We start from the raw sequence: 24,838 nt of genomic DNA on the forward strand, positions 1-24,838 counted from the left end.
TTTCAGATTATCGTCGTAGTGCCGGCGAGTATAACCGGTCCAGGGTGCCCTACCCAACAGACTTCACGGACAAACTCTCGTAATCTGTGGCGCATGATGAAAAAATACCGCCCGCCGGAACGAGCCATCCCATGAGCGCCAACCAATGGTTCCTGCTGATTGGTCTGCTGATGCTGGCACGCGGCCTGGCCGCGAGCACCATTGCACGTTCGCCGTTCACCTCCGCCATCGTCTACCTCGGCGCGGGCCTGCTGATGGGGCCGAGCTGCCTCAACCTGTTCCACTTCGATCCCTTCAAGGCATCCGGCCCGCTGGAGATGCTGGCCGAGATCGCGCTGCTGATATCGCTGTTCTCCGCCGGGATCAAGATGCCGGTGCCGTTCTCGCTGTCGCGCTGGAACGCGCCGCTGCGCCTGGCCTGGCTGTCGATGGCGCTGACGGTGGGACTGGTCGCCCTCTTCTGTTACTACGTCCTGCATCTGCCGGCCGGCGCCGCCGTGCTGCTGGGCGGCATACTGGCGCCCACCGATCCGGTGCTGGCCACCGACGTGCAGGTGCGCCATGCCGGCGACAAGGATGAACTGCGCTTCAATCTGACCTGCGAAGCGGGCATGAACGACGGCAGCGCCTTTCCCTTCGTGCTGCTGGGCCTCGGCATGCTGCACATGGGCGAAGCCGGCGACCATTACTGGCGCTGGTTGCTGGTGGATGTGATCTGGGCCAGCGCCGCCGCCGTGGCGGTGGGCGTGGCGGCCGGCGCCGGCCTGGCGCGACTGGGCTGGCGCCTGCGCATACTGGCGACGCGCCACGAAATCATGGACGACTTGGTGGGACTGGGCCTGATCGCCGTGGTCTTCGGCGTGAGCAGCCTGATCAAGGCGTCCGGCTTCCTCGCCGTGTTTTTCGCCGCCGTGGCGCTGCGGCAGACGGAATTGCAACTGGCAGGCGCCCCCAAGGACCGCCAAGGCCTGCGCGAGCCGGAACTGTCCAAGTCGCAAGCGGCGCAAGCCAGCGAGAACAAGGACGTGCCGCTGGTGGTCAGCGCGGAAGCGCTGGTATTCAAGGAACACCTGGAGCGCCTGTCCGAGCTGACGCTGGTGCTGCTGTTGGGCGGTATGATCTCGCTGCGCGAACTGCCCTACGAAACCATCGGCGTGGCGGCCTTCCTGTTCGTCGTGGCGCGCCCGCTGTCGGTCTACGTAGGACTGATCGGCAGCGGCACAGGCAAGCGTATGCGGGCCATGATCGGCTGGTTCGGCGTGCGCGGCATCGGCTCGATCTTCTATCTGGTCTATGCTATCCAGGCCGGCCTGCCGCCAAACATGAGCAAGCAGTTGACCGGCATCGCGCTCGGCGTGATCATGCTATCGATACTGGTGCACGGCTTCAGTGTGAAGCCGCTGATCGACTCGCGATAAGCGCGACGATCGCCGTGCCGGCATCGGTGGTGCTGGCGGTGCCGCCCATGTCCGGCGTGCGCGGGCCGTCCACCAGGCAGTGCTCAATCGCGGCCACGACCGCGTCGTGCGCGTCGGCGTGACCGAGGAAGTCCAGCATCATCGCGCCGCACCAGATCATGGCGATCGGGTTGGCGATATTGCGGCCATAGATGTCAGGCGCCGAGCCGTGCACCGGTTCGAACAGCGACGGGAAGGTGCGCTCCGGATTCAGGTTGGCCGACGGCGCAATTCATGACTGCTCCCTTCATGGAAAGCCACAGCATAAACTCTTAGCCGTCGTTTATCATTCATCAGAATCGGAACAAATGCTGGGCGTGCGGCTGTTTCACCGCACCACACGGCGCGTCATCGTCAGCGAGGACGGCGAAAAAGTCTACGCCCACGCTATGACCATCCTGGAGAATCCCGACCGCCTGCTGCACGAGGTGGCGGAACGACGCGCGGTGCCGCGTGGCCTGCTGCGCATCAGCAGCAGTTTCGGCTTTGGCCGCAATGTGGTCGCGCCGGTGGCGGCGCGGCTGGTCGCCGCGCATCCGACGCTGCAAGTCCGCTTTGAGGTGTTCGACCGCCTGGTCGACATTGTGGCGGAAGGCTTCGACCTCGACGTGCGTATCGGCGACGAGATCGCGCCGCACCTGATCGCCCGCAAGCTGATGGCCAACCACCGCATGCTGTGCGCCTCGCCGGACTATCTGAAACAGCACGGCACACCACGCAGCCTGCAGGAACTGGCGGGCCACAACTGCCTGGTGATCAAGGAGCGCGACTTGCCGTTCGGCGTCTGGTCGCTGCGCGCCGGCGGCGGCAAGGAAGAATCGGTGAAGGTGACCGGATCGTTATCGTCCAATCACGGCGAGATCGCATTGCAATGGGCGGTGGCAGGCGCCGGCATCGTGCTGCGCTCGCACTGGGACGCCAAACCGCACCTGGACAGTGGCGACCTTGTACCGGTACTATCCCAATACACCCAGAGCGCCAACGTCTGGGCGGTCTACCCGCAACGGCTTGCGGGTTCGGCCAAGGTGCGTGTGTGTGTTGAATTCATGGAGCGGCAACTGGCTCAGAAATAGCGCACCCAGGCCATGCTGGTGCGGCGCTTGAAGTCGCCGAAGGCCCGGCACGGCCAGTACAATAGCGGAACCAGCACGGCGCTCATGACCCAGAGCTGCCACACATGGTCGAATTCATAGTGCTGGCCATAGTTCGGCCCAAACCAGGCCAGGGCCGCCGTCTTCAGGCCAAGCAGCACATACAGATGCAGCAGGTAATAGAACATCGGCGCGCCGCCAAAGGTAGCGCTGGCGCGCAGGAACCAGTTATCGTGCCGCTCCAGCCACGCCAGCAGTAGCAAGCAAACGCCCAGTGTCAACAACAGGAAAGCCAGAGACGGCGGGTACTTGGTGACGTTCAGGAACGACATCACGGTATGCAGCGCGTCGGCGCCACGCTGCCAGGGCAGGGTTTCGCCGTAGATGTTAAAGCCGCGCAGCACCGCCAGCAGCGCCAGTGCGATGACGCCGGTGCGTAGCAACAGCTTGCGGCGCTGCTCCGGCGCGGTGGCCGATGCGTACCACGGACCGATCGCATAGCCCAGCGCAATCACGCCGAACCACGGCAGCAGCGGGTAACTGCTGCGGATCTTCAAGCCTTCCACATCCAGGAAGCCGCGGTCATGCAGGATGGTCCAGGCGTTGTAGCCGAATTCACCCGGTTGGAACGAGATCGGCGTCAGCAGGTTATGACCGAAGACCACCAGCAAACCAAACGCGATCAGCACACCGCGCGGCAGCCGGTGCAGCACCGACAACACGATCATCGACATGCCGATGGCCCAGATCACCTGCAGATAAGTGATGGCCGGCGGTATCTGCCCGGCCCATGCCACGCCAACCACGCAAATCTCCAGAACGATCAGGAACAGCCCGCGTTTGAACAGAAAACCGGCCGGCGAACGCGGTCCCGATGATGGATGCGCGTACAGCCAGGCCGACAGGCCGGTCAGGAACACAAACACCGGCGCGCAAAAATGCGCCAGCACCCGGCCGAAGAACAACCCCGGCTCGGTTTCCGCCAAGTTCATCGGATCGTTGACCGGGAAGCGCATGAAGAACGATTCGCGCACATGGTCCAGCATCATGATCATCATCACCAGGCCGCGCATCACATCAATCGAGGCCACGCGCGCGCCGCGTGCACTCACTACGCTCATAACTTGTACTCGACTTTCAAGGTCACGCGGCGGTCTTCGCCGGGCGCCACCCAGACTTGCTGGTAAGAGCTGGCGTAGTACACCTTGTTGAACAGATTATCGATATCCAGCGAAATGCGCAGCTTCTTCGACGGCGAGTACGACGACACCAGCTTGGCCGTGGTGTACGCCGGCAGTTTGAAGGTGCTGCTGATCGCCACATCGCCATTGCGTTCGCCGACGTAGTTGGCGCCGCCGCCGAACGAGGCGCGCGCGCCGCCGTCCAGGCCAAACTCCTGCACCAGCATCACGTTCGCCGCCTGCTTAGGCACATTGGCCAGCCGGCCGCCGACGGCCAGCACGTTATCGCGCAGCACCTTGGCGTCGGTGTAGGCATACGAGAGCGACAGTTGCAGCTTGCGCGCGATCTCGCCCGCCACGTCCAGCTCCACGCCCTTGCTGCCGACTTCACCGGCGGCCAGCGAAAAGTTGGTGTCGAGCGGATTCAGTGTCAGCACGTTTTTCTTCTTGATCGAATACACGGCCAGCGTGCTGCTGACCTTCCCGTCAGCGCTATCGAACTTCACGCCCGCCTCGTAGGCGCGGCTGGTCTCGGCCGGGAACGATTCGTTATTGATGCCGATGCCGCTGTTCGGACGGAACGACTTGCCAGCCGACGCGTACAGCGACACCTGCTTGTCCGGCTGATAGACAATGCCCGCGCGCGGGCTGGTGGCCTCCAGCGTCTGATGATTCTGCTGGCCGGCGCGATTGTAGTTGGTGATGGTCTGACGATAGCCGTCGCGACGCACGCCCAGCAGCGCCTTCCAGTGCTCACTCAGATCGATCTGGTCCTGCGCGTAGACGGCGGTCTGCCACTGCTGCTCGCGGGTGTTGATCGACGCACCGAGCACGGTCGGCTGCGGGCCGCCATAGACCGGCGCATAGATGTCGATCGCATACGGCGCGGCAGCGTTGGGGCTCTTGCGCAGTTGCAGGCGGTCGTCGATGAAGCGGTAGCCGTCCACGCCCACCAGCACATGGTGCGCGCCTATCTTGCCCAACAACTCCACGCGCCCCGACCAGTCCTGCGCCGAAAAATCGCGATACCGGCGCTGGCGCCACAGCGTGCGGCCATCCGCCTGCAGCGTCGACGCCTCGGTCGAGAAGCCCACCATCTGGCTGTCGCGGTATGACAGGCCGCTTTGCAACGACCAGCCATTGCTGAAGTCATGTTGCAGGAACAGTTGATGCCCGGTCGACTTGACCTTCACCGGGCCGTCCGCAGGCTCGCCGAGGAAGCGCGAATTCGGTATCAATCCCAGCACGCTCTTGACCGCCACCACGCCGCGGTCGAAATACGCCTGCTGCTCGAACGCTTCCAGCTCATATGACAGCGTGGTGTTCTCCGCCAGCCGCCAGATCACCGACGGCGACACCATATGCCGCTTGGTCGACAGCGTATCGCGATAGCTGTCGCCCTTTTCATAGGCGGCGTTCAGGCGGTAGGCCACGGTGTCGCTCAAAGGCCCGGTCAGATCGGCCGTCGTGCGCCACGTATCGTGCGAGGACAGCGACTGACTCAAGGTATAGGAAGGCTGGAACAGCGGCTTCTTGGTGGTGATATTGATAATCCCCCCCGGCTCGCCACGACCGTACAGCGCCGCCGCCGGACCTTTCAGAATCTCGACGCTGCCGACATTGACGCTGTCGCGCAGACCATTGTAGCCACGGCTGGAGCTGAAGCCGTTGATCAGCAAATCGGAACCGTAATTGGGATCGCCGGTGAAGCCGCGCACCGCGTAGGCATCCCACACGCCGCCGAAATTGCTCTGCCGCGAAATGCCGCTGCCCATGTCCAGCGCGTCGGCGATGCGGTTCACGCCGGCGTCCTGCAGCATGTCGGCGGTCAGCACGCGGGCGCTTTGCGGCAGGTCTTTCAAGTCGGTCTCGGTCTTGGTCGCGCCGGTGGCGGACAAGCTGCGGTAAGGCTGGCGTGCGCCGACAATCTCGACGACATCGTCCGCCAGGGCCACCAAGGGATAAGCGGCGGCGATGCACACCGCCAGGCGCGAAAAACGTACTACCGACATGAATACTCCAATACTCTGTTAATAAATGCAAGTCGGCTGCATTATACACAAATGCAAGTCTATTGCATTATTTTATGGTGACCATGGCAGTCTTGGCCACTATGTGCGGCAACACACGGCGCGGCGACGCCATGGTACCGCGCGTTGAACACGCTGGCAAAAATACCGTACTATGGGCACTCAGGACGTAGCCAGCCCTTCGCCGCCACGCATTTCTCCGTCGTGCAACCGGCCGAAGGCGGCCGCAAAGGAATTCTCTCCATGACTCCCCCCGTAATCACCGCGCCAGCGCAACCGTCCGACGACAACATCAACGGCCAGCGCAGCGTGGCGGTGCGCCAGCACGGCCCGTGGTGGCGACGCTTCCTCAGCTTTATCGGCCCCGGCTACCTGGTCGCGGTCGGCTACATGGACCCCGGCAACTGGGCCACCGACCTGGCCGGCGGCGCCGCCCACGGTTACGCGCTGCTATGGATCATCGCCCTGTCCAGCTGCATGGCGATGCTGCTGCAAGTGCTGACCGCCCGTCTCGGCATCGTCGCCCAGGCCGACCTGGCGCAACTGTGCCGCCGCCACGCCTCGAAACGCTCGGCCTTTTGCCAGTGGCTGTTGTGCGAAATCGCCATCTGCGCCTGCGACCTGGCCGAAGTGATCGGCACGGCCATCGCGCTCAAGCTGCTGTTCGGCATTCCGCTGAGCTACGGCGTGATTCTGACCGCGCTCGACGTGTTCGCCATCCTGTGGCTGCAACAGCGCGGCTTCCGCTACCTGGAGGCCTTTGTCATCGCCCTGCTGGGCGTGATCTTCGTCTGCTTCGGCATCAACCTGGCGCTGGCGCAGCCAGAATGGCGCGCCGTGGCCGCCGGCCTGCTGCCATCGACGCAGACGGTGACCGATCCCGGCATGCTGTACCTCGCCATCGGCATCATCGGCGCCACCGTCATGCCGCACAATCTGTACCTGCACTCGTCCACCGTGCAGACGCGCCGCTTCAACACCAGCGACGAGGGCAAGCGCGAAGCCATCGCCTTCGCCACCGCCGACGTCGTCGGCGCGCTGGCGCTGGCCTGCCTGGTCAACGGCGCCATCCTGATCACCTCGGCGGCGGTGTTCCACAGCACCGGCAACGCCCATGTGGCCGAGCTGGAGGAAGCCTACCAGTTGCTCGGCCCGCTGACCGGCGCCGGCGTGGCCAGCATCCTGTTCGGCGTGGCGCTGCTGGCGGCCGGCCTCAGCTCGTCGGTGACGGCCACGCTGGCCGGACAGATTGTCATGCAGGGCTTCGTCCAGATCAATATGCCGCCATGGGCGCGGCGCCTGATCACCCGCTCGGTGGCCATCGTGCCGGCGCTGGCCGTCACGCTGATTTATGGCGACCGTGGCGTCACCAGCCTGCTCTTGTTGAGTCAGGTTATCCTCAGCATGCAGCTGCCGTTCGCCATGTGGCCGCTGATCCGCTACGCCAGCGACCGCACCATCATGGGCGGCTTCGCCACGCCGCGCGCCATCACCTGGCTGGCGTGGAGCATGATGGCGGTCATCGTCGCGCTGAACACGATCATGATCAGCCGCGCGCTGGCGGCGTGACGCCTGGCGCTGTCAACTAGCCAGCGCAATAATTTATCCGGAGAAATTTGATCCAGATCATAAAAATAGTTGAAGAGCTTTGATAGCCTGACATTGGACATCACAAGGAGCTCATCATGACTTATAAAACGATACTGGTTCATGCCGACCTCTCGCCGCACGCCGCGTCGCGCTACGCGCTGGCCTGCCAGGTCGCCCTTGCCCACGAGGCGCACCTGGTCGGCGCCGCCTTCACCGGGCTGGCGCAGGACGCCGCGCGCAACGCCGCCTTCGCCTACGGCGCGGTGCTGGCGGCGGTCGACATCGAGTCGGTCACCGCCGCCAGCCGCCAGGCGCTGGAACACTTCACCACCAAGGCCGACGCCGCCGGCGTCGCCGGCGAGCGCCGCCTCAGCGACGACGATTCCGAAACCGGCATGGTGCTGCAAGCGCGCTACGCCGACCTGCTGGTGTTGAGCCAGAGCGATCCCGAGCTGACCGGCCCGGACATCCTGTACAAGCTGCCGGAACACCTGGCGCTGCACAGCGGCCGGCCGGTGCTGCTGGTGCCCTACGCCGGCCGCTACGCCCACATCGACCAGCACGCGCTGGTGGCCTGGGACGGCAGCCGCGCCGCCACCCGCGCCGTCACCGACGCGCTGCCGCTGCTGCGCCGCACGCAACGCGTTACGCTGGCGGTGTTCAACGCCCAGACCCAATACGGCACCCACGGCGAAAATCCGGGCGCCGACATCGCGCTGTACCTGGCGCGCCATGGCGTCAAGGTCGAAGTCACCCAGCAGCACACGCCGGTCGGCCTGGACCTCGGCAACGCGCTGCTGTCGCTGGCGGCCGACATCGGCGCCGACCTGCTGGTGATGGGCGCCTACGGCCATCAACGCTGGCGCGAGATCGTGCTGGGCGGCGTGACGCGCACCGTGCTGCAGTCGATGACGCTGCCGGTGCTGATGGCGCATTGAGCGGGGTGGCATGGGGATCGATTCTTACCGCAGCAACTGCGAGCGCTGCATCCACACGCACTTGTGCGAAGGCACCGCCGCCAACGAGCAGATCGCCGGCCACCGGCTGCGCGTGCGCCGTCACGACAGCCTGTACCGGGTCGGCGAGTCGCCCGGCAACCGGATCTACTGCATCCGCTCCGGCAGCTTCAAGCTGGTGATGCAGCGTCCCGGCGACGCGGAGCAGGTGATCGCCTTCGCCATGGCGCCGGATTTTTTGGGACTCAACACGCTGGGCGCGGCCGGTCACACGGCCAGCGCGGTGGCGCTGGAGGATAGCGAAGTGTGCGTCATCGATTGGGATCGCCAGGCCTTTCGCGGCCGCCGGCAGCCGATGCAGCGCAACGGCCTGCACGCGCTGCTGGCCGGCGAGATCCGCCGCGCCCAGCAGGCCACGCTGCTGTTGCACCACACCCATTCGCGCCAGCGGATGGCCGATCTGGTGCTCAACCTGTCGCAGGCGTATCACAGCAACGGCTATTCGGCGCGCCGCTTCCGGCTGCCGATGTCGCGCTGCGATATCGCCAGCTACATCGGCGTCAGCGCCGAATGCGTCAGCCGCCTGATCGACCAGTTCCGCCGCAAGGGCATGCTGCAACTGCACCGGCGCGACCTCACTTTGCTGGACCCGGACGCGCTGCAACGCACCGCCGCCGGTGTGGAGAATTAATATGGCTAACCGACTTCGCCTGGTCACCGGCAGCGTGGCCGACCACATCCGCCGCTGCCAGGCCTGCCCCCTCAACGCGCTGTGCCTGGACGAGGCGCCACCCGGATCGCTGCCGCCGCAGCAACCGTGCCTGGAGCAGCGCTGCGTGCAATTGCACGGCGGCGAGCACCTGTTCCGCGTGTCGGACACGGTGGACCAGCAACTGCACATCCTCCGCAAGGGCGACATCAAGCTGTACCAGCACGGCCGCGAAGGCGGCCAGCACATCATCGAGTTCCTCGGACCGGGCGCCTGGATCGGCCTGGAGTCGCTGAACGAGGAGCGGCGCCATGCCGGCGCCGTGGCGCTGACCGATTGCGAAATCGCCAGCGTGCCGTATGCGATGCTGACCGCGCTGCTGGACCGGCAGCCGCGCAGCGCCGAGGCCTTCGGCCACCTGCTGAGCTGCACCATCGCCCGCCACCAACAGCACGCGGCCATGCTGCGCAGCACCTCGGCGGCGCAGCGGGTGGCGCAATTTCTGCTGCAACGGCTGGAGCAGGCGCACGGCTACGCCAAGGCGACGTTGCCGATGTCGCGCCAGGATATCGCCGACTATCTGGGATTGACCTCGTCCACCGTCAGCCGCTGCCTCAGCGCGTTGCGCCGCCGTGGATGGCTGAGCATGGGCCAGCGCGCCTTCACACTGCCCGGCCGCGCCGATGTCGAACGGGTGGCGGCGGGCGCGCCGCTGGCACTGGACGACGCGGTGACTAGCTGAGGTGGGGAATCGGCCGGCGGCGCGGCGTCAGGCGCGCCGCCGGCACATCGTCCTGACCGGCCGGCGCGCCCTGCGGCCGGCCGGCCATCTGCAAGGCGATCGCCAGCGCGGTGTCGGCGGTGGCCAGGTGCACCTGGAACCACGGCGAAATCAGCGCCGCCACCTTGCGCCCGGCCGCGATGTCGCCCGGCGCCAGACCGTGCAGCGTGGCCAGCACCCGCGCGTGCTGCTCGCGGTGGCTGCGGATGGCCGGATAGTCGATCGCCTCCATCAACTGCTCCTCGACCCGGAAATCGTCCTCCAGGCAGGAAACCAGCAGTGCCAGATTGTCTTCAAACTCCGCGTCCGGGCCGGCCAGCAGCACGTTGATCTGCTCGGCCAGCGCCTGGTGCGCCTCATCAAACAAGGGTATGCCGAGCACCATGTCGGCGCTCAATGCGTGGGTATCCATGACTCTCTCCTGTGTGCCATTGTGTGTCATTGTGTGTCATTGACTGGCATTAGCCACCTCTACTATGCCCATGCCTGATTGGCAAATCCTTGATCCAGGTCAAGCAGAAACCATTTGCCGCAGCGCCGCAAAAACCGCCGCGATTGGCGTATAGTGTGGGCTGCGAATCATTGCCGAGAACGTATCATGGACCTGCATTACCTTAGCCCGCTGTTTGCGCCGAAATCCATCGTGGTGTTTGCCGGTCCGCCGGACCAGCCCGAGCGCCAGACGGCCTACGGTCGCAGCGTCTGCGGCCAGTTGCGCGACGGCGGCTACGAAGGCGCCCTGACCTTCCTCGACGTCAGCATGACCGGCACCCTGGCCGACCTGGTGCAGTCGCGCGCCGACCTGGCGCTGATCGCCCTGCCGCACGACGAGCTGGCGTTCGCGCTGGAGGTGGCCGGCCGCATTCAGTGCAAATCGGCGTTGATCGTCTCCTCCGGCGTGTCACCGACGCTGGCGGAGGAACTGCAGTCGATCGCCCGCAAGCATGGCCTGCACCTGCTCGGCCCCAACAGCCTGGGCTTCCAGCGTCCGCGCCTCAATCTCAACGCCGGCGTCGCCGGCAAGCTGGCGCAAAGCGGCAGCCTGGCGCTGATCTCGCAGTCCGGCGCGCTGACCTCGGCCATTCTGGACTGGGCCGGCAGCAACTCGGTCGGCCTGTCGGCGGTGGTGTCGCTCGGCCCCAACACGGCGGTGGACCTGGCGCAGACACTGGACTTCCTGGCCACCGATCCGGCCACCGAAAGCATCGTCATCTACATGGAAGGCATCACCGACGCGCGCCGCTTCCTGTCGGCGCTGCGCGGCACGGCCAACACCAAGCCGGTGGTCATCATCAAGTCCGGCAACGCGGCGGCCTCGTCGCGCGCGGCCGCCACCCACTCCGGCATGCTGATCGGCAGCGACGAGGTGTTCGACGCCGCGCTGCGGCGCACCGGCGCGGTCCGCGTGTCGACTTTCGTGCAGCTGTTCTCGGCCGCCAAGTGCCTGGCCTCGCGCTATCGCCCGGTGGGTCCGCGGCTGGCCGTCATCAGCAACGGCGGCGGTCCCGGCGTGCTGGCGGCCGACTGGCTGGGCAAACTGGGGCTGCAACTGGCGCGCCCCGGCGACGACACCGCCAAAACACTGGGCAGCGAACTGCCGCCGCACGCCACGCTGACCGACCTGGTCGATCTGTCCGAGGAAGCCGGCGCCGCGCACTACGCCGCCGCCATCCGCGCGTGCGCCGCCGATCCGCAGGTGGACGGCCTGCTGGCGATCTACTCGCCCAAGCTGGACGGCGACCCGCTGGCGGTCGCGCAGGGTGTGACCGACGCCGCCAAGGGCCTCGGCAAGCCGCTGCTGGCGTGCTGGATGGGCGACGAGCGCGTGGCGCCGGCGCGCCACCTGATCGCCCAATCAGGTCTCGCCAACTTCCGCACGCCGGAGGCGGCGGTGGACGGCTTCGGCAACATCGCCGCGTTTTATCAGAACCAGCAGCTGATGCAGCAAACGCCGCCGCCGCTGTCGCAACTGGCCAAGCCCGACCTGGACGGCGCCCGCCGCTTGGTCGAAAGCGTGCTGGCCGAGCGCCGCAGCGTGCTGACCGAGATGGAATCGAAAGCGCTGCTGGCGGCCTTCCACATCCCGATCACGCCAACCATGCCGGCCCGCAGCGCCGCCGAGGCGCAGCTGATCGCCGCCCAGCTGGGTTACCCGGTGGCGCTGAAAATCGATTCGCCGGACATCGCCCACAAATCCGACGTGCAGGGCGTGGTGCTCAACGTCGCCGACGCCGGCGCCCTGAGCGCCGCCTATGGCGACATGCTGGTCAATGTGCGCCGCTTGCAACCGGCGGCGACCATCAACGGTGTCACCGTGCAGCGCATGGCGGGCAAGCGCAATGGCCGCGAGCTGTATATCGGCGTCGCCAGCGATCCGTTGTTTGGCCCGGTGATCGGCTTCGGCGCAGGCGGCACCATGGTCGAACTGCTGAATGACCGCGCGGTCGAACTGCCGCCGCTGAATCCCTTCCTGGCGCAGCGCCTGATCGACCGCGCGCGGGTCGCCGCCACGCTGGGCGAATGGCGCGGCGCGCCGGCGGTCGACCACCAGGCGATCGAACACATTCTGCTGCGGGTCTCGGAGATGGTGTGCGAACTGCCGCAGCTGCGCGAGCTGGACATCAACCCGCTGATCGTCGACCAGTTCGGCGTGCTGGCGGTCGATGCGCGCGTGGTGGTGGGCGTGGCGCCGCCGTCGGCGCAGCGCTACGACCAGTTGGCCATCATGCCGTACCCGGCCAACTACGCCAGCGTGTGGCCGATGCGCGGCGGCGGCGAGTACACGCTGCGACCGGTGCAGCCGACCGACGCCGACATGCTGCAGGCGCTGGTGCGCGGCCTGTCCGACCAGTCGCGCTACAACCGCTTCGCCTCGTCGCTGCGCGAACTGTCGGCGCCAATGCTGGCGCGCTATTCGCTGATCGACTACGACCGCGAAATGGCGCTGGTGGCCGTGCTGACCACCCGCAGCGCCGACGATGACGGCAGCTTCAGCGAAACCGAACAAATCATCGGCGTCTCGCGCTACATCGCCAACCCGGACCGCAGCAGCTGCGAGTTCTCGCTGCTGGTGGATGACAAGTTCAGCGGCCAGGGGCTGGGCACACGCCTGATGCTGGAAATCATGGACGTCGCCCGTGATCGCGGCCTGAGTGAAACCGTCGGCCTGGTGCTGCGCAAGAACCGCCCAATGCTGAAACTGATGGCCAGCCTGGGCTTCCAGATCCGGCCCTACGAAGACGCCCCCGAGTTCCAGCTGTGCAGCAAAGCCCTATAAACTAAGGCAGCATGCGGGTCAGCACATCATCCTTGCGCACGCGATGATGAAACAGCGCCGCCGCGATATGCAGCACCACCACGCCCCAGGCGATCCATTTGCCGACGAAGTGGTGCACCACATCGATCGGCGCCTCAAACGCCTCCCAGGTCAGGCCATAGTGCGAGGAGATCCACTCGAAGGCCGCCGTGTCACGGAAACTCGGAATGGAGAACAGTCCGAAATCGGTCGGCGCTCCGGTACCAATGTAGCCGGTCAGCGGCATCAGAATCAGCAGACCATACAGCCCCCAGTGCGCCGCATGCGCCAACCTGTGCTCCAGCGCCGAACCTGGCGGATCATCCGGCTGCACATCCAGCAAGCGCCACACCAATCGCGGCAGCACCAGCGCCCCGACCAGCACACCCAGCACCCAATGGATATTCAGCACCGGCAGCGCATCCGGCGACTCGTCATCCATAAACCAGATCACGTAGTACACCACGATATAGGCGCCGATAAAAGCGGCGGCGCTGGTCCAGTGAAAGAACTTGGCCAGCGCGCCAAAGCGTTGCGCGGAATTTTTCAGTTGCATCGTCGTTTCCAGTCATTGATGTTGATTCAGCGCGCCAGCAGCCCATCCAGCAGCTTGTCGAGCGCGTCCAGCGACACCGCCAGCCGCTCCGGCGGATCGCTATCCGGTTCGGCGATCCAGAACGACGCCTCCGTGACCGCGCCGTACAGCATGCGCGCCGCCACACCGGCGTGCACCGGCGCCACCGTGCCGTCTTCCATCAGCGCCCGCAACGCCGCCTCCAGCGAGGCCACGCCGGTGTCCTGATTCCGCTGTGGCACATCGCCAAACACGGCGCGGGCGTCCTGCAGGATGATGCGGCGGTTTTCCGGCACCAGCGCCAGCTCCAGATAGGCGCGGCAACGGCGGCGAAAGCCTTCCCACGGCGTCGGCGCGGCGTCGGCAATTTCCTGCAGGCGCCGCGCCAGTTCGCCTTCCATCTGATCGATGACGGCGACCAGCAATTTTTCCTTGCTGCCGAAATGGTGATACAAGGCGCCACGGGTCAGGCCAACAGAGCCGGTGATGTCATCCATCCAGGCATGGGCGTAGCCATGTTCGGCAAATGCCACGCGCGCGGCGGCAATCAGCTTGGCGCGGGTTTCTTCCACCATTTGGCTGCGGCTGCGGCGGGTCATCATTAGTCCTTTTTTTCACATACGCGGCGTATGTTAGTTAACTATATGAGCTCTGTCAATTTTCCGCCCTCTCCATAAAACCTACACATTTCCGCCACAAAACCTGCAAATCTGAACCGTAAGCTGCGGTTTTCTATGCTCGCGGGAAAGACTATGCAACTCAAGAACTGGCCTGTACTGCTGGCCGCACTGGCGCTGGCAGCCTGCTCCAAAGGACCGCAACCGGCCGAGGAGGACACCCCGCCGCCGGCAGTGACGGTGATCGCGCTCAAACCGGCGCCGGTAACGCTCAACGATGACCTGCCGGGCCGCGTCGCGGCCTACCGCACCGCCGATATCCGTCCGCAGGTCGGTGGCATTGTGCTGCGTCGCCTGTTCGAGCAAGGCACCGAGGTGCGCGCCGGGCAACCACTGTTCCAGTTGAATCCCGCGCCGCTGAAAGCGGAATTCGACACCGCCGCCGCCGCCCTGCAGCACGCGCAAGCGACCCACGTTCGCGCCAGCCGCCAGGCCGAACGCCTGCGACCACTGATCGACGCCGACGCCATCAGCCACCAGGCCTATGACGATGCCGTCTCCGACCGCGACCTGGCCGCCGCCAATGTCGCCCAGGCCAAGGCCACGCTGGAGCGCAAGCGCCTCGACCTGGCGTTTGCCACCGTGCAGGCGACGATCAGTGGCCGCATCGGCCAGGAGCTGGTGTCGGAGGGCGCCTTGGTCGGCCAGTCGGACGCCAACCCGATGGCGCGCATCCTGCAAATCGACAAGGTGTACGTGGACGTGCGCCAGCCGGCCTCGATGCTCGCCTCGCTGCATGCGGTGCGCCAACCAGGCAAGCAGCGGGCCGAGATTTTGTCGGCCGACGGCCAGCCGTACAAGCTGGACGCCAAGGTGCTGTTCGCCGACCTGAACGTCGATGCCGGCACCGGCGACGCCACCATCCGCATCCTGGTTGAGAACCCGGAACGGGCGCTGTTGCCGGGCATGTTCGTGCGCGCCCGCCTGGCCCGCGCCGCGCCGGACGACGCGCTGCTGGTGCCGCAACAGGCGGTGCAGCGCCGCCCCGATGGCCAGGCCAGCGTGTGGACGCTGGATAAAACCGGCAAGGCCAGCCAGCGCTCCGTCACCGTCGGTGACGTCATCAATCATCAATACCTGGTGCGCAGCGGTCTGGCCGCCGGCGACACGCTGGTGGTGGAAGGCCAGGAACGCCTGAAGGAAGGCCTGCACGCCAAACCGATGCCGTGGAAGACGCCGAGCCGGATGTCGGCCGCCGCAGGCCACGCCGCAAAATGATAAGGACTGTCTAGATGTCTCAATTTTTCATACGCCGCCCCGTGTTCGCGTGGGTGGTGGCGATCTTCATCATCCTGTTTGGACTGATCGCCTTGCCCAACCTGCCCATCGCGCGCTTCCCGTCGGTGGCGCCGCCGAGCGTGTCGATTTACGCCAGCTATCCGGGCGCCTCGCCGCAGACGATGAACGAGGCGGTGGTCAGCCTGATCGAGCGCGAGCTGTCGGGCGTGAAGAACCTGCTGTACTTTGAATCGTCGACCGACACTTCGGGTTCGGCCTCGGTCAGCGTCACCTTCAAGCCGGGCACCGATCCGGAAATGGCGCAGGTGGATGTGCAAAACCGCCTGAAGGCGATCGAACCGCGCCTGCCGCAAACGGTGCGCCAGAGCGGCGTGACGGTGGAGTCGTCGTCGTCCAGCTTCCTGATGATTATCAGCGTGAACTCGACCAAGGGCCACAGCGAGGAGGAACTGGGCGATTACCTGGCCCGCAACGTGGTGGAGGAACTGCGCCGCGTGCCCGGTGTCGGCCGCGTGCAGTTGTTCGGCGCCGAGCGGGCGATGCGGGTCTGGATCGATCCGGCCAAGCTGGTGGCGCACAATATTTCGATGGGCGACGTCACCAACGCCATCGCCCAGCAGAACGTGCAGATCGCGCCGGGCCGGGTCGGCGATACACCATCCGTCGCCGGCCAGCGCGTGACCACGCCGCTGACGGTGCAGGGCCAGTTGCGCTCGCCGGAGGAATTCGCCGCCATCGTGCTGCGCGCCGGACGCGATGGTTCCAGCGTCACGCTGGGCGACGTCGCCCGCGTGGAACTGGGCGCGCGCGACTACACCTTCAAGGCGCGGGAAAACGGCAAGACCACCTCGGGCGCGTCAATCTCGATGTCGCCGGGCGCCAACGCGGTGAAGACCGCGAAGCTGATCCGCGAACGCATGGACGAACTGGCGAAGTCGATGCCGCGCGGGATGGAGTACACCATCCCCTTCGATACCGCGCCGTTCGTGAAGGTCTCGATTGAAAAAGTGGTCAGCACGCTGATCGAGGCGATGGTGCTGGTGTTCCTGGTGATGTATCTGTTCCTGCAAAAGGTACGCTACACCGTGATTCCCGCCATCCTGGCGCCGATCGCGCTGCTGGGCACTTTTGCGGTGATGGCGGTGGCGGGATATTCGATCAACGTGCTGACCATGTTCGGCATGGTGCTGGCGATCGGCATCATCGTTGACGATGCGATTGTGGTGGTGGAGGCGGTTGAACGGCTGATGGCCACCGAAGGACTGTCGCCGAAAGCGGCCACGCAGCGCGCCATGCGCGAGATCAGCGGCGCGGTGATCGGCATCACCGTGGTGCTGACGGCGGTATTCATTCCGATGGCGCTGGCCTCCGGCTCGGTGGGCGTGATCTATCGCCAGTTCACGGTGGCGATGGCGGTGTCCATCCTGTTCTCGGCCTTCCTGGCGCTGACCTTGACACCGGCGCTGTGCGCGACGTTGCTGAAGCCTGTCGGCCCGGAGGATCATGAGAAGAAAGGCTTCTTCCGCTGGTTCGACCGCCAGTTCGACGCGCTGACCGCGCGCTACACGGCAAGCACCACCGCCCTGCTGAAGCGCGGCGGCCGCATGCTGGCGCTGTACGCGGTGATCGTGGCCGCCGTCGGCTATGGCATGTCGGTCTGGCCATCGTCCTTCATGCCGGAGGAGGATCAGGGCTACATCATGACCTCGTTCCAGCTGCCATCCGATGCGACCATGGAGCGCACGCTGGAGGTGATCAAGCAGTATGAGCAGCATGTGGCCAGCCGTCCGGGCATAGAGGTGAACCAATCGCTGATCGGCTGGAGTTTCTCCGGCTCCGGCCCGAACGCGGCCATGGCCTTCACCATGCTCAAGGACTGGGACCAGCGCAACGGCGCCACCGCGCAGGAGGAAGTGACCAAGGCGACGGAAGCCATGGCCAGCACCAAGGAAGGCACGATCATGGTCGTGATGCCGCCGGCGATCGATGAACTGGGCAGTTCGTCCGGCTTCTCGCTGCGCCTGCAGGATCGCGCCGGGCTCGGCATCGCCGCGCTGCAGGCGGCGCAGGACCAGTTGCTGACGCTGGCCGCCAAGAGCAAGCTGCTGGAAGGCGTGTATCCGGACGCTCTGCCGCCGGGGAACACCATCCGTCTGGAGATTGACCGCCGCAAGGCCGAGGCCTTGGGCGTGTCGTTCACGGCGGTCAGCGACATGCTGGTCGGCGCCACCGGCTCCAGCTATGTCAACGACTTCCCGAACCACGGCCGCATGCAGCAGGTGATCGTGCAGGCCGAGGCGTCGGCACGCATGCAGCTTGACGATGTGCTGGCGCTGCGCATCCGCAACAGCGCCGGTGGCATGGTGGCCCTGAGCGAGATTGTGCAACCGGTATGGCAGCAAACGCCATTGCAGCTGGTGCGCTACAACGGCTATCTGTCGGCGCGCATCAGCGGCAACGCGGCGGCGGGCGTGTCCAGCGGCGCGGCGATGCAGGAGATGGAGCGGCTGGTGGCGCAACTGCCGGCCGGCTTCGGCTTGGCATGGACCGGCCAGTCGCTGCAGGAACGCGCCTCGGCGGCGCAAGCGCCGATGTTGATGGCCCTGTCGATGCTGGTGGTGTTCCTGGTGCTGGCGGCGCTGTATGAAAGCTGGTCGATCCCGGTGTCGGTGATGCTGGTGGTGCCGCTTGGCCTGCTCGGCGCGCTGCTGGCGGTGATGGTGCGCGGCCTGCCGAACGATGTGTTCTTCAAGGTGGGCATGATCACGATTATCGGTCTGTCGGCCAAGAACGCGATTCTGATCGTCGAATATGCGCGGCAGCTGCATGACGAGGGCAAGGGGCTGGTGGAAGCGGCGATTGAGGCGGCGCGCCTGCGCTTGCGGCCGATTCTGATGACCTCCCTCGCCTTCACGCTGGGCGTGGTGCCGCTGATGCTGGCGTCGGGCGCGAGCGCGGAAACGCAGCACGCGATCGGCACCGGCGTGTTCGGCGGTATGGTCGCGGCGACGGTGTTGGCGATTTTCTTTGTGCCGGTGTTCTTCGTGGTCGTTGTCGGCGGCGCGGAACGGCTGGGCAAGTTACGTAAAGGAGCAAAACAATGCGAGCAATAATTGCGATGTCGGCCCTGCTGCTGGCCGGCTGCTCGTTGAATCCGCCGCTGAGCAAACCGGCCTTGCCGGTGCCGGCGGCATACCACGACGCAACCGGTGACAACAGCGCATCGGCCGCCACGCTGCCGGACTGGCGCCAGATGCTGGCCGATCCGGCTTTGCAACGCCTGGTCGAACTGGCGCTGGAGAACAACCGCGACCTGCGCGAGGCGGCGTTGAACGTGGCCGCCGTTCAGGCGCAGTATCGTATCCAGGACGCAGCCCGCCTGCCCGCGCTGGACGCCACCGGCGGCGGCACGCGCCAGCGCGCCTCGTCGGCCGACGCGCCGAACGGCGCCGTCACCCAGCAGACCAGCGCCGGACTGGCCGTCAACGCCTTCGAGCTGGACTTCTTCGGCCGCCTGCGCTCGCAGTCGGAGGCGGCGTTTGCCCGCTATCTGGCCTCGGTGGAAGGCCAGCGCACCGCGCGCCTGGCGTTGATCGCCGCCGTCGCCGACGCCTACCTCGAACTGCGTCTGGCCGAAGAACAGGCGGCGCTGACCGAACGCACATTGGCCGACTGGCGCCTGGCGCTGTCGTTGACGGAACGGCTGCACGGCGCCCGACAGCGCAACGGCCTGGATGTGGCCCAGGCCGCCGGCCAGGTCGCCACCGCCGAAGCCGACCTACACGCCCGCGACCGCGCGCGGCGCCTGGCCCGCAACAACCTCGAACTGCTGCTCGGCTTGCCGGTCCCGCAAGCGCTGCCCGCCGGCCTGCCGCTGGCGCAGCAACCGGTGATGACCACCCTGCCCGCCGGCCTGCCGTCCGAGCTGCTGACGCGGCGTCCGGACATCATGCAGGCCGAACAGGCGCTGGTCGCCGCCAACGCCGAAATCGGCGCCGCCCGCGCCGCCTTCTTCCCGCGCGTGTCGCTGACCGCGCAACTGGGCTTGGGCAGCGCCGAGATGGGTAGCCTCTTCCAGAGCGGCAACCGCAGCTGGTCGTTCGCGCCGCAGATCACGCAGCCGATCTTCCAGGGCGGCCGGCTGCGCGCAGAACTCAAACTGACCGAAGTCCGCAATCACCTCGCCGTGGTGCAGTACGAACGCGCGATCCAGACCGCGTTCCGCGAAGTCAACGACGCGCTGGCCAGCAACCAGACCTACCAGCGCCAGATCGTCGCCCAGCAGCGCGTGGTGGACGCCGCCGCGCTGCGCGAACGCCTGTCGAACCTGCGCTACGGCGCCGGCCAGGACAGCCGTCTGGAACTGCTGGACGCGCAGCGCCAGGCCTACGCCGCGCAAAGCGCGCTGCTGGACCTGCGCCGCGACCACTTCAAATCGGCGATCGCGCTGTACAAGGCGCTGGGCGGAGGCGTGAGCTGATGCAGTATCATGTCAACATGAATACCGAACTGCCCGCCAACGAGCAGGCCTTGGTGCTGGTGGCCGAAGACGAATCGGAAATCGCCCAGATCCTGATGGCCTATCTGTCGCGCGCCGGCCTGCGCGTGGCGCACGCGCCGGACGGCCGCCGCGCGCTGGAAATGCACCTCATGCTCAAGCCGGACCTGGTGCTGCTGGATGTGCAAATGCCGCAGCTGGACGGCTGGGCCGCGCTGTCGCAAATCCGCCAGCGCGGTAACACCGCCGTCATCATGCTGACCGCGATGGACCAGGACATCGACAAGCTGACCGGTCTGCGCATCGGCGCCGACGACTACGTGGTCAAACCCTTCAACCCGGCCGAGGTGGTGGCGCGGGTGCAAGCCGTGCTGCGCCGAACCGCCGGCCAGCAAGGCGCGCAGACCAGCAAGCAGTTGCGCGCCGAAGGCCTGGAGGTCGATCTGGAACACTACGAGGCCGCCGTCTGCATCGACGGCCAGCCACGCCAACTGCTATCGCTGACGCTGACCGAATTCCGCCTGCTGGCCCACATGCTGCGCGCGCCCAAGCGCGTGTTCAGCCGCGCCGAATTGCTGGCCGCCTGCCTGCCGGAAGGCGAAACGCTGGAACGCACGGTCGACAGCCACCTGAGCAAACTGCGCAAGAAAGTCGAAGCGGCCGGCCTCGCCGGGCTGCTGGAGAGCGTGCGCGGCGTCGGCTACCGGCTCGGGAGCGCGACATGAAACTGAACGCCGGCATCAGCCGCCAGATCTCGCTGTCGATGTCGCTGGTGGCGCTGGGCATCATCCTGCTGGTGCAGATCAGTTCCTATGCGCTGTACTCCTACCTGATCCGCAATTCACCGGAATTCATGGCCGGCGATCCGACGGACCTGACACCGACGCGCGAGGAAGTGATCTGGCTGGTCGTCACCACCTTTATCTCGGTGGTGATCGCGGTGCTGGCGGCCAGCAAGCTGTCGCGCCGTATTCTGGCGCCGCTCAACTCCGTGGCCGAAAGCCTGCGCCAGGTGGCGCAAGGCGACCTGACCGCGCGCGCCACCAAATACGACCACGCCATGGGCGAAGCGGCGCAACTGGTGGCCGACTTCAACCACATGGCCGAACGGCTGCAAAATATGGAGCAGGAGCGTGTGTTCTGGAACGCCGCCATCGCGCACGAGCTGCGCACGCCGGTGACCATTCTGCGCGGCCGCTTGCAGGGCATTACCGACGGCGTGTTCGTGCCCGACCAGGCGCAATTCCGCAATCTGCTGACCCATGTCGAAGGACTCGGGCGGCTGATCGAAGACCTGCGCATGGTGGCGCTGGCTGAAAGCGGCCACCTCGGCCTGCAGAAAGTGCGCGCCAGCCTGGCCGGTGAAATCGAAACCGTGGTGCAGTTGGCGGCGCCGTGGCTGCAGGTGGCCGGCTTCTCGCTGGAACTCGACCTGACGTCGCAAGCGGTGATGAGCGACCCGATGCGCATCCGCCAAGCGTTGCTGGCCTTGCTTGAGAACGTGCGCAAGCATGCCACGCCCGGTCTGGTGCGTGTCAGCAGCGTCGTGGCCGGCGGCGCCTACCGTCTGCGCGTCGAAGACCAGGGGCCGGGTATCGATCCCGCGATGGCAGACCGGGTGTTCGACGCCTTCCAGCGCGGCGGCCAGTCGCCGCAGTCGGGCAGCAGCGGCAGCGGGCTGGGTCTGGCGGTGGTCAGAGCGATCGCCGTCGCCCATGGTGGCGAGGCGTTGTGCCGTCAGTCCAAGCTGGGCGGCACGCTGTTTGAATTAAAGTTGCCGCTGGGCTGACGTCGCGCCCCGGCGCGGCATGGACCAGTGTCGATCCGAAAACAAGGGGACGCTGTACGGCGACTAAGCGATACCCCGTCGTTCCGACGAAAGTCGGAATGACGGGGAATGGGCTAGCGCGCCACCGGGGGCAGCTTGTAGCGCTGCTCGCGATATAGGATCGACGGCAACACCACGTGCGACATGGCTTTATCGACCTGCTCAGTGCTCGGCGCGCCGCCCGTGGTCAACACGCCGGTCGCCGCTTCATAATGCCCCAGCAACGGCGTCTGGTTCGGGCGCAGGATCGTCGCCGACGAGCCTTCCAGCCACGCAAAGTAATTGTCGAACTGAATCAGCGCCCGGCCCGGCGTTTGGCTATCCCTGGCCAGATCGCGACCGATCATCGGATGCTCGCTGGCGATCCCCATCAGCGACAGCAGCGTCGGGCCCAGATCCACCTGGCTGGCGATGGTCGGTATGCTTTTCGGCTGGATATCCGCCCCCAGAATCAAGCCCGGAATATGGAACTTCTTGATCGGCACCAGACTGTCGCCATACACGCGGTTGTCATGGTCGGCCACGATCAGGAACACCGTATCCTTCCAGTAAGCCTGCTTCTTGGCCTCGGCGATGAAACGGCCCAGCGCATAGTCGGCGTATTTGACCGCGTTGTTAACGGTCTGCTTCTCGGCGTCATGCAGCTCGATGCGGCCGTCCGGGAACTGGAAAGGCTCGTGGTTGGACGACGAGAAAATCAGGCTGAAGAACGGCTTACCCGAGTCATGCAGCATCTTCAGCCGCTCCAGCGACTTGTCGAACAAGTCCTCATCCGACGCGCCCCAACTGCCGACGAACTTCGGATTCGGCATGTCCTGGCGGTCCACCACTTTCTGGAAGCCATTGCCGGTGAAGAAGCCGCGCATATTGTCGAAGTGCGCCTCGCCGCCATAGACGAACTCCGTGTGATAGCCCTGCCGGCCCAAGCCCGCCGCCAGCGTATAGAAGTTCTGCTGCGACAGCGACAGCTTGACCACACTACGCGCCGGCGTGGGCGGATAACCGGCCACCACCGCCTCGATGCCGCGCACCGACCGCGTGCCGGTGGCGTACAGCTGCTCGAACCACCAGCCTTCCGACTTCAGCTTTTCCAGCTCCGGCGTCACCGGCAAACCGCCCAGCGATTTGACGAAGGTGGCGCCCAGGCTCTCCTCCAGCACAATGACCAGATTCAGCGGACGCGCGCGTTGCACCGCCGGCGTCTGCTTGTGCAGCGTCGGCAACTCCGCCGAGGTGAACTGCTGATCACGCAGCCACGGCGCGCTCTTCACCACCTCAAACACTTTTTCGCGCGGATACTTGCCATAGATTTCGGACGAATTGGCCTCGTGGCTCATGGCCGCCCACGCGTCGAGCACCGACCACGGCGAGTTGATGATCAGCGAATTGACCATCGCGTCGCCCGTCAGCGCGAACAGCGCCGGATTGGCCGGACGGTGCGCCAGCGTCGAGCGGATCTGCAACGCCACCAGCAATACCAGTACCGGCCACAGCAGCAACAACTTGACCGAACCGATGGCGCGGATCTCCACCGAGGCCGCCTTCAGCAGCTTGTAGATGCCGGTCCCCAGCAGCACGGTCGCCGCCACGCCCAGCAGCAACGCAATGCGGAAGCCGTTCCACAGCGTCGACATCACCTCTTGCGGATACGACAGGTACTCGATGAACAGGCGATTCGGCCGCACGTCGTACTGCATGATGAACTGCGGCGTCGACACTTCCATGAACACGATGAAGATCAGCGCAAACGTGCCCCACACGACATTGAAGCCCTTCCACAGCCCCAGGGTTTTCCGGTGGGCCAGGAACGGCGCCAGCAGCATCGGCACGGCGATCAGATAACCGAGCATGATCAGGTCGGCGCGCACGCCCTGCACCATGATCCGCAACGGGATGCCGGTGGCCGCCACGCGCTCCCACTGCCACAGCACCAGACCGGCGCGCGACAGCGAGAAAATCAGCACCCCTAGCAACAGCAATTGCAACAGACCGGCGAACGGACCGGCCCACAGGGTCAGCCCGGCCAGCCGGCCAGCGATCTTGCTCAACCCGCTTTCAGGGCGGCGGAACATCATTCAGCCCCGAAGCCTGGGTGGCTGGCGATATAGGCGCCGGCACCGGCGCCGGCGCTGAGCATCCAGCCGATCAGCAGCAGGAACATCAGCATCATGCAGAACAGCGTCGAGATGCGACGGCCATCGGCGTTGTTCTGGAACACCGGCGGCTTGCCGTAGTTGACGCCGAAGAAGTAGGCGGCCACCACCGTCACCAGATAGTGCACGGCGCCGAACACCTCGCCCAGTTCGCCCTTGCGCGGATGGTCGACCAGCAGGTGCGACAGCGCCACCACGGCGATGTAGATCAGCGAGGCCGACAGCGGCGGCAGATACAGGCCGAATTTCTCGACAAAGTCGCGGATGGCCGGACGTTTCTTGGCCAGCAGCGGCAGGATCACGTTATGGGTGATGCCAACAACCGCGATAATCTTCAGCAGCACCGCTTTATGCAGACTGCTCTTGCCCAGCGCCAGATTGTGCAGATTGGTCTCGCCCTGGCGGTTATTTTGCAGGAAGAACTCCGGCGGAATGATGTGCAGCACGCGCTGGAACCAGCTCACCTCTTCCATCGCCGCCAACCCCACCAGCGCGCTCAGGCCGACAAAGGCCAGCAGTTGCAGGTTGATCTTCGGCTCACGCTGCCATTGCTCCACGGCCAGGAAGGCCAGCAGACCGGACAAGAAGACGAAGCACAGGAACTGCATCCATTCCACGATACCATCCTCCACCAGCAGGCGCCACAGCGCGGCCTGGTCGTGGGCAAAGGCAATCGCCAGCACCAGCACAAAAACGTTGATGAAGACGCCGACCGCAATCACCGGATGGATGTACCACTTCTTCTCTAGCATGAATCACTCCCTTGTTTATGTGCTAAT

The 24,838-nt window shown here is 65.6% G+C and carries 18 protein-coding genes and 2 pseudogenes; 12 read left to right on the plus strand and 8 right to left on the minus strand.

The features are described 5' to 3' along the window. Positions 1-131: 131 nt before the first annotated feature. Entirely contained in the window at positions 132-1,418 is a 1,287-nt protein-coding gene (locus GTP44_RS03330) for a cation:proton antiporter (protein WP_161018315.1), read from the plus strand. Here the strand turns inward: GTP44_RS03330 and GTP44_RS03335 are convergent. Beyond that, positions 1,387-1,689 (minus strand): annotated as a pseudogene (locus tag GTP44_RS03335) (isocitrate/isopropylmalate family dehydrogenase); the annotation flags it as partial. The gene GTP44_RS03330 and the pseudogene GTP44_RS03335 sit on opposite strands and share 32 nt — an antisense overlap. Positions 1,690-1,759: 70 nt before the next feature. On the opposite strand from GTP44_RS03335, the pseudogene GTP44_RS03340 reads away from it, so the two are divergent. Then, positions 1,760-2,530: pseudogene (locus GTP44_RS03340) on the plus strand (LysR family transcriptional regulator); the annotation flags it as partial. Here the strand turns inward: GTP44_RS03340 and GTP44_RS03345 are convergent. Continuing rightward, positions 2,521-3,669 (minus strand): acetyltransferase domain-containing protein, encoded by a 1,149-nt coding sequence (locus GTP44_RS03345; protein ID WP_161018317.1) that lies wholly within the window; start codon positions 3,667-3,669, stop codon positions 2,521-2,523. The pseudogene GTP44_RS03340 and the gene GTP44_RS03345 sit on opposite strands and share 10 nt — an antisense overlap. Then, complete coding sequence (locus GTP44_RS03350) at positions 3,666-5,741, minus strand: TonB-dependent siderophore receptor (RefSeq protein WP_161018318.1); 2,076 nt, start codon at positions 5,739-5,741, stop codon at positions 3,666-3,668. Before GTP44_RS03350 ends, GTP44_RS03345 begins: the two co-directional genes overlap by 4 nt. Positions 5,742-6,002: 261 nt before the next feature. On the opposite strand from GTP44_RS03350, the gene GTP44_RS03355 reads away from it, so the two are divergent. The 4 genes from GTP44_RS03355 (at position 6,003) to GTP44_RS03370 (ending at position 9,756) form a co-directional block, all read left to right on the plus strand. Further along, positions 6,003-7,328: an Nramp family divalent metal transporter gene (locus tag GTP44_RS03355; RefSeq protein WP_161018319.1), complete on the plus strand. Its 1,326-nt coding sequence runs from the start codon at positions 6,003-6,005 to the stop codon at positions 7,326-7,328. A 116-nt stretch (positions 7,329-7,444) separates the two neighbouring features. After that, complete coding sequence (locus GTP44_RS03360; protein ID WP_161018320.1) at positions 7,445-8,287, plus strand: universal stress protein; 843 nt, start codon at positions 7,445-7,447, stop codon at positions 8,285-8,287. 10 nt (positions 8,288-8,297) lie between these two features. Further along, complete coding sequence (locus tag GTP44_RS03365) at positions 8,298-8,996, plus strand: Crp/Fnr family transcriptional regulator (protein ID WP_160991201.1); 699 nt, start codon at positions 8,298-8,300, stop codon at positions 8,994-8,996. Between the two features lies 1 nt (position 8,997). Further along, complete coding sequence (locus GTP44_RS03370; RefSeq protein ID WP_161018321.1) at positions 8,998-9,756, plus strand: Crp/Fnr family transcriptional regulator; 759 nt, start codon at positions 8,998-9,000, stop codon at positions 9,754-9,756. On the opposite strand, the gene GTP44_RS03375 is transcribed toward GTP44_RS03370, so the two are convergent. Beyond that, positions 9,749-10,207 carry a bacteriohemerythrin gene (locus GTP44_RS03375; protein WP_160991199.1) on the minus strand — a complete coding sequence of 153 codons (459 nt, stop codon included), beginning with the start codon at positions 10,205-10,207 and terminating at the stop codon, positions 9,749-9,751. The genes GTP44_RS03370 and GTP44_RS03375 overlap by 8 nt on opposite strands. 186 nt (positions 10,208-10,393) lie before the next feature. Here GTP44_RS03375 and GTP44_RS03380 point away from each other — a divergent pair, with 186 nt between their 5' ends. Further along, positions 10,394-13,072, plus strand: a complete 2,679-nt coding sequence (locus tag GTP44_RS03380; RefSeq protein ID WP_161018322.1) for a bifunctional acetate--CoA ligase family protein/GNAT family N-acetyltransferase — start codon at positions 10,394-10,396, stop codon at positions 13,070-13,072. Position 13,073: 1 nt separating this feature from the next. On the opposite strand, the gene GTP44_RS03385 is transcribed toward GTP44_RS03380, so the two are convergent. Both GTP44_RS03385 and GTP44_RS03390 read right to left on the minus strand, forming a co-directional pair. Then, positions 13,074-13,646: a cytochrome b gene (locus tag GTP44_RS03385; protein ID WP_160991197.1), complete on the minus strand. Its 573-nt coding sequence runs from the start codon at positions 13,644-13,646 to the stop codon at positions 13,074-13,076. 26 nt (positions 13,647-13,672) lie between these two features. Further along, complete coding sequence (locus GTP44_RS03390; protein ID WP_202423962.1) at positions 13,673-14,263, minus strand: TetR/AcrR family transcriptional regulator; 591 nt, start codon at positions 14,261-14,263, stop codon at positions 13,673-13,675. A gap of 153 nt (positions 14,264-14,416) precedes the next feature. On the opposite strand from GTP44_RS03390, the gene GTP44_RS03395 reads away from it, so the two are divergent. The 5 genes from GTP44_RS03395 to GTP44_RS03415 are packed head-to-tail and all read left to right on the plus strand — an operon-like array spanning position 14,417 to position 21,867. After that, positions 14,417-15,559, plus strand: a complete 1,143-nt coding sequence (locus GTP44_RS03395) for an efflux RND transporter periplasmic adaptor subunit (RefSeq protein ID WP_202423963.1) — start codon at positions 14,417-14,419, stop codon at positions 15,557-15,559. Between the two features lie 14 nt (positions 15,560-15,573). Beyond that, complete coding sequence (locus GTP44_RS03400; RefSeq protein WP_161018325.1) at positions 15,574-18,693, plus strand: multidrug efflux RND transporter permease subunit; 3,120 nt, start codon at positions 15,574-15,576, stop codon at positions 18,691-18,693. Further along, entirely contained in the window at positions 18,681-20,060 is a 1,380-nt protein-coding gene (locus tag GTP44_RS03405) for an efflux transporter outer membrane subunit (RefSeq protein WP_161018326.1), read from the plus strand. Before GTP44_RS03400 ends, GTP44_RS03405 begins: the two co-directional genes overlap by 13 nt. After that, the gene (locus GTP44_RS03410; protein ID WP_229256758.1) at positions 20,060-20,803 is read left to right on the plus strand and encodes a response regulator; all 744 of its coding nucleotides are present in this window, start codon (positions 20,060-20,062) and stop codon (positions 20,801-20,803) included. The genes GTP44_RS03405 and GTP44_RS03410 overlap by 1 nt, the downstream gene beginning before the upstream one ends. Then, a complete protein-coding gene (locus GTP44_RS03415) occupies positions 20,800-21,867 on the plus strand; it encodes an ATP-binding protein (RefSeq protein ID WP_161018327.1) in 1,068 nt (355 codons plus the stop codon). Before GTP44_RS03410 ends, GTP44_RS03415 begins: the two co-directional genes overlap by 4 nt. A gap of 113 nt (positions 21,868-21,980) precedes the next feature. Here the strand turns inward: GTP44_RS03415 and GTP44_RS03420 are convergent, their stop codons facing one another. Further along, positions 21,981-23,954, minus strand: a complete 1,974-nt coding sequence (locus GTP44_RS03420) for an LTA synthase family protein (protein ID WP_229256759.1) — start codon at positions 23,952-23,954, stop codon at positions 21,981-21,983. A 23-nt stretch (positions 23,955-23,977) separates the two neighbouring features. Further along, positions 23,978-24,811, minus strand: a complete 834-nt coding sequence (locus tag GTP44_RS03425; protein ID WP_160991190.1) for a hypothetical protein — start codon at positions 24,809-24,811, stop codon at positions 23,978-23,980. Positions 24,812-24,838 lie beyond the last annotated feature (27 nt).

It is taken from the genome of Duganella lactea (assembly GCF_009857505.1).
In the GTDB taxonomy this organism is placed as follows: Bacteria; Pseudomonadota; Gammaproteobacteria; order Burkholderiales; family Burkholderiaceae_D; genus Rugamonas; species Rugamonas lactea.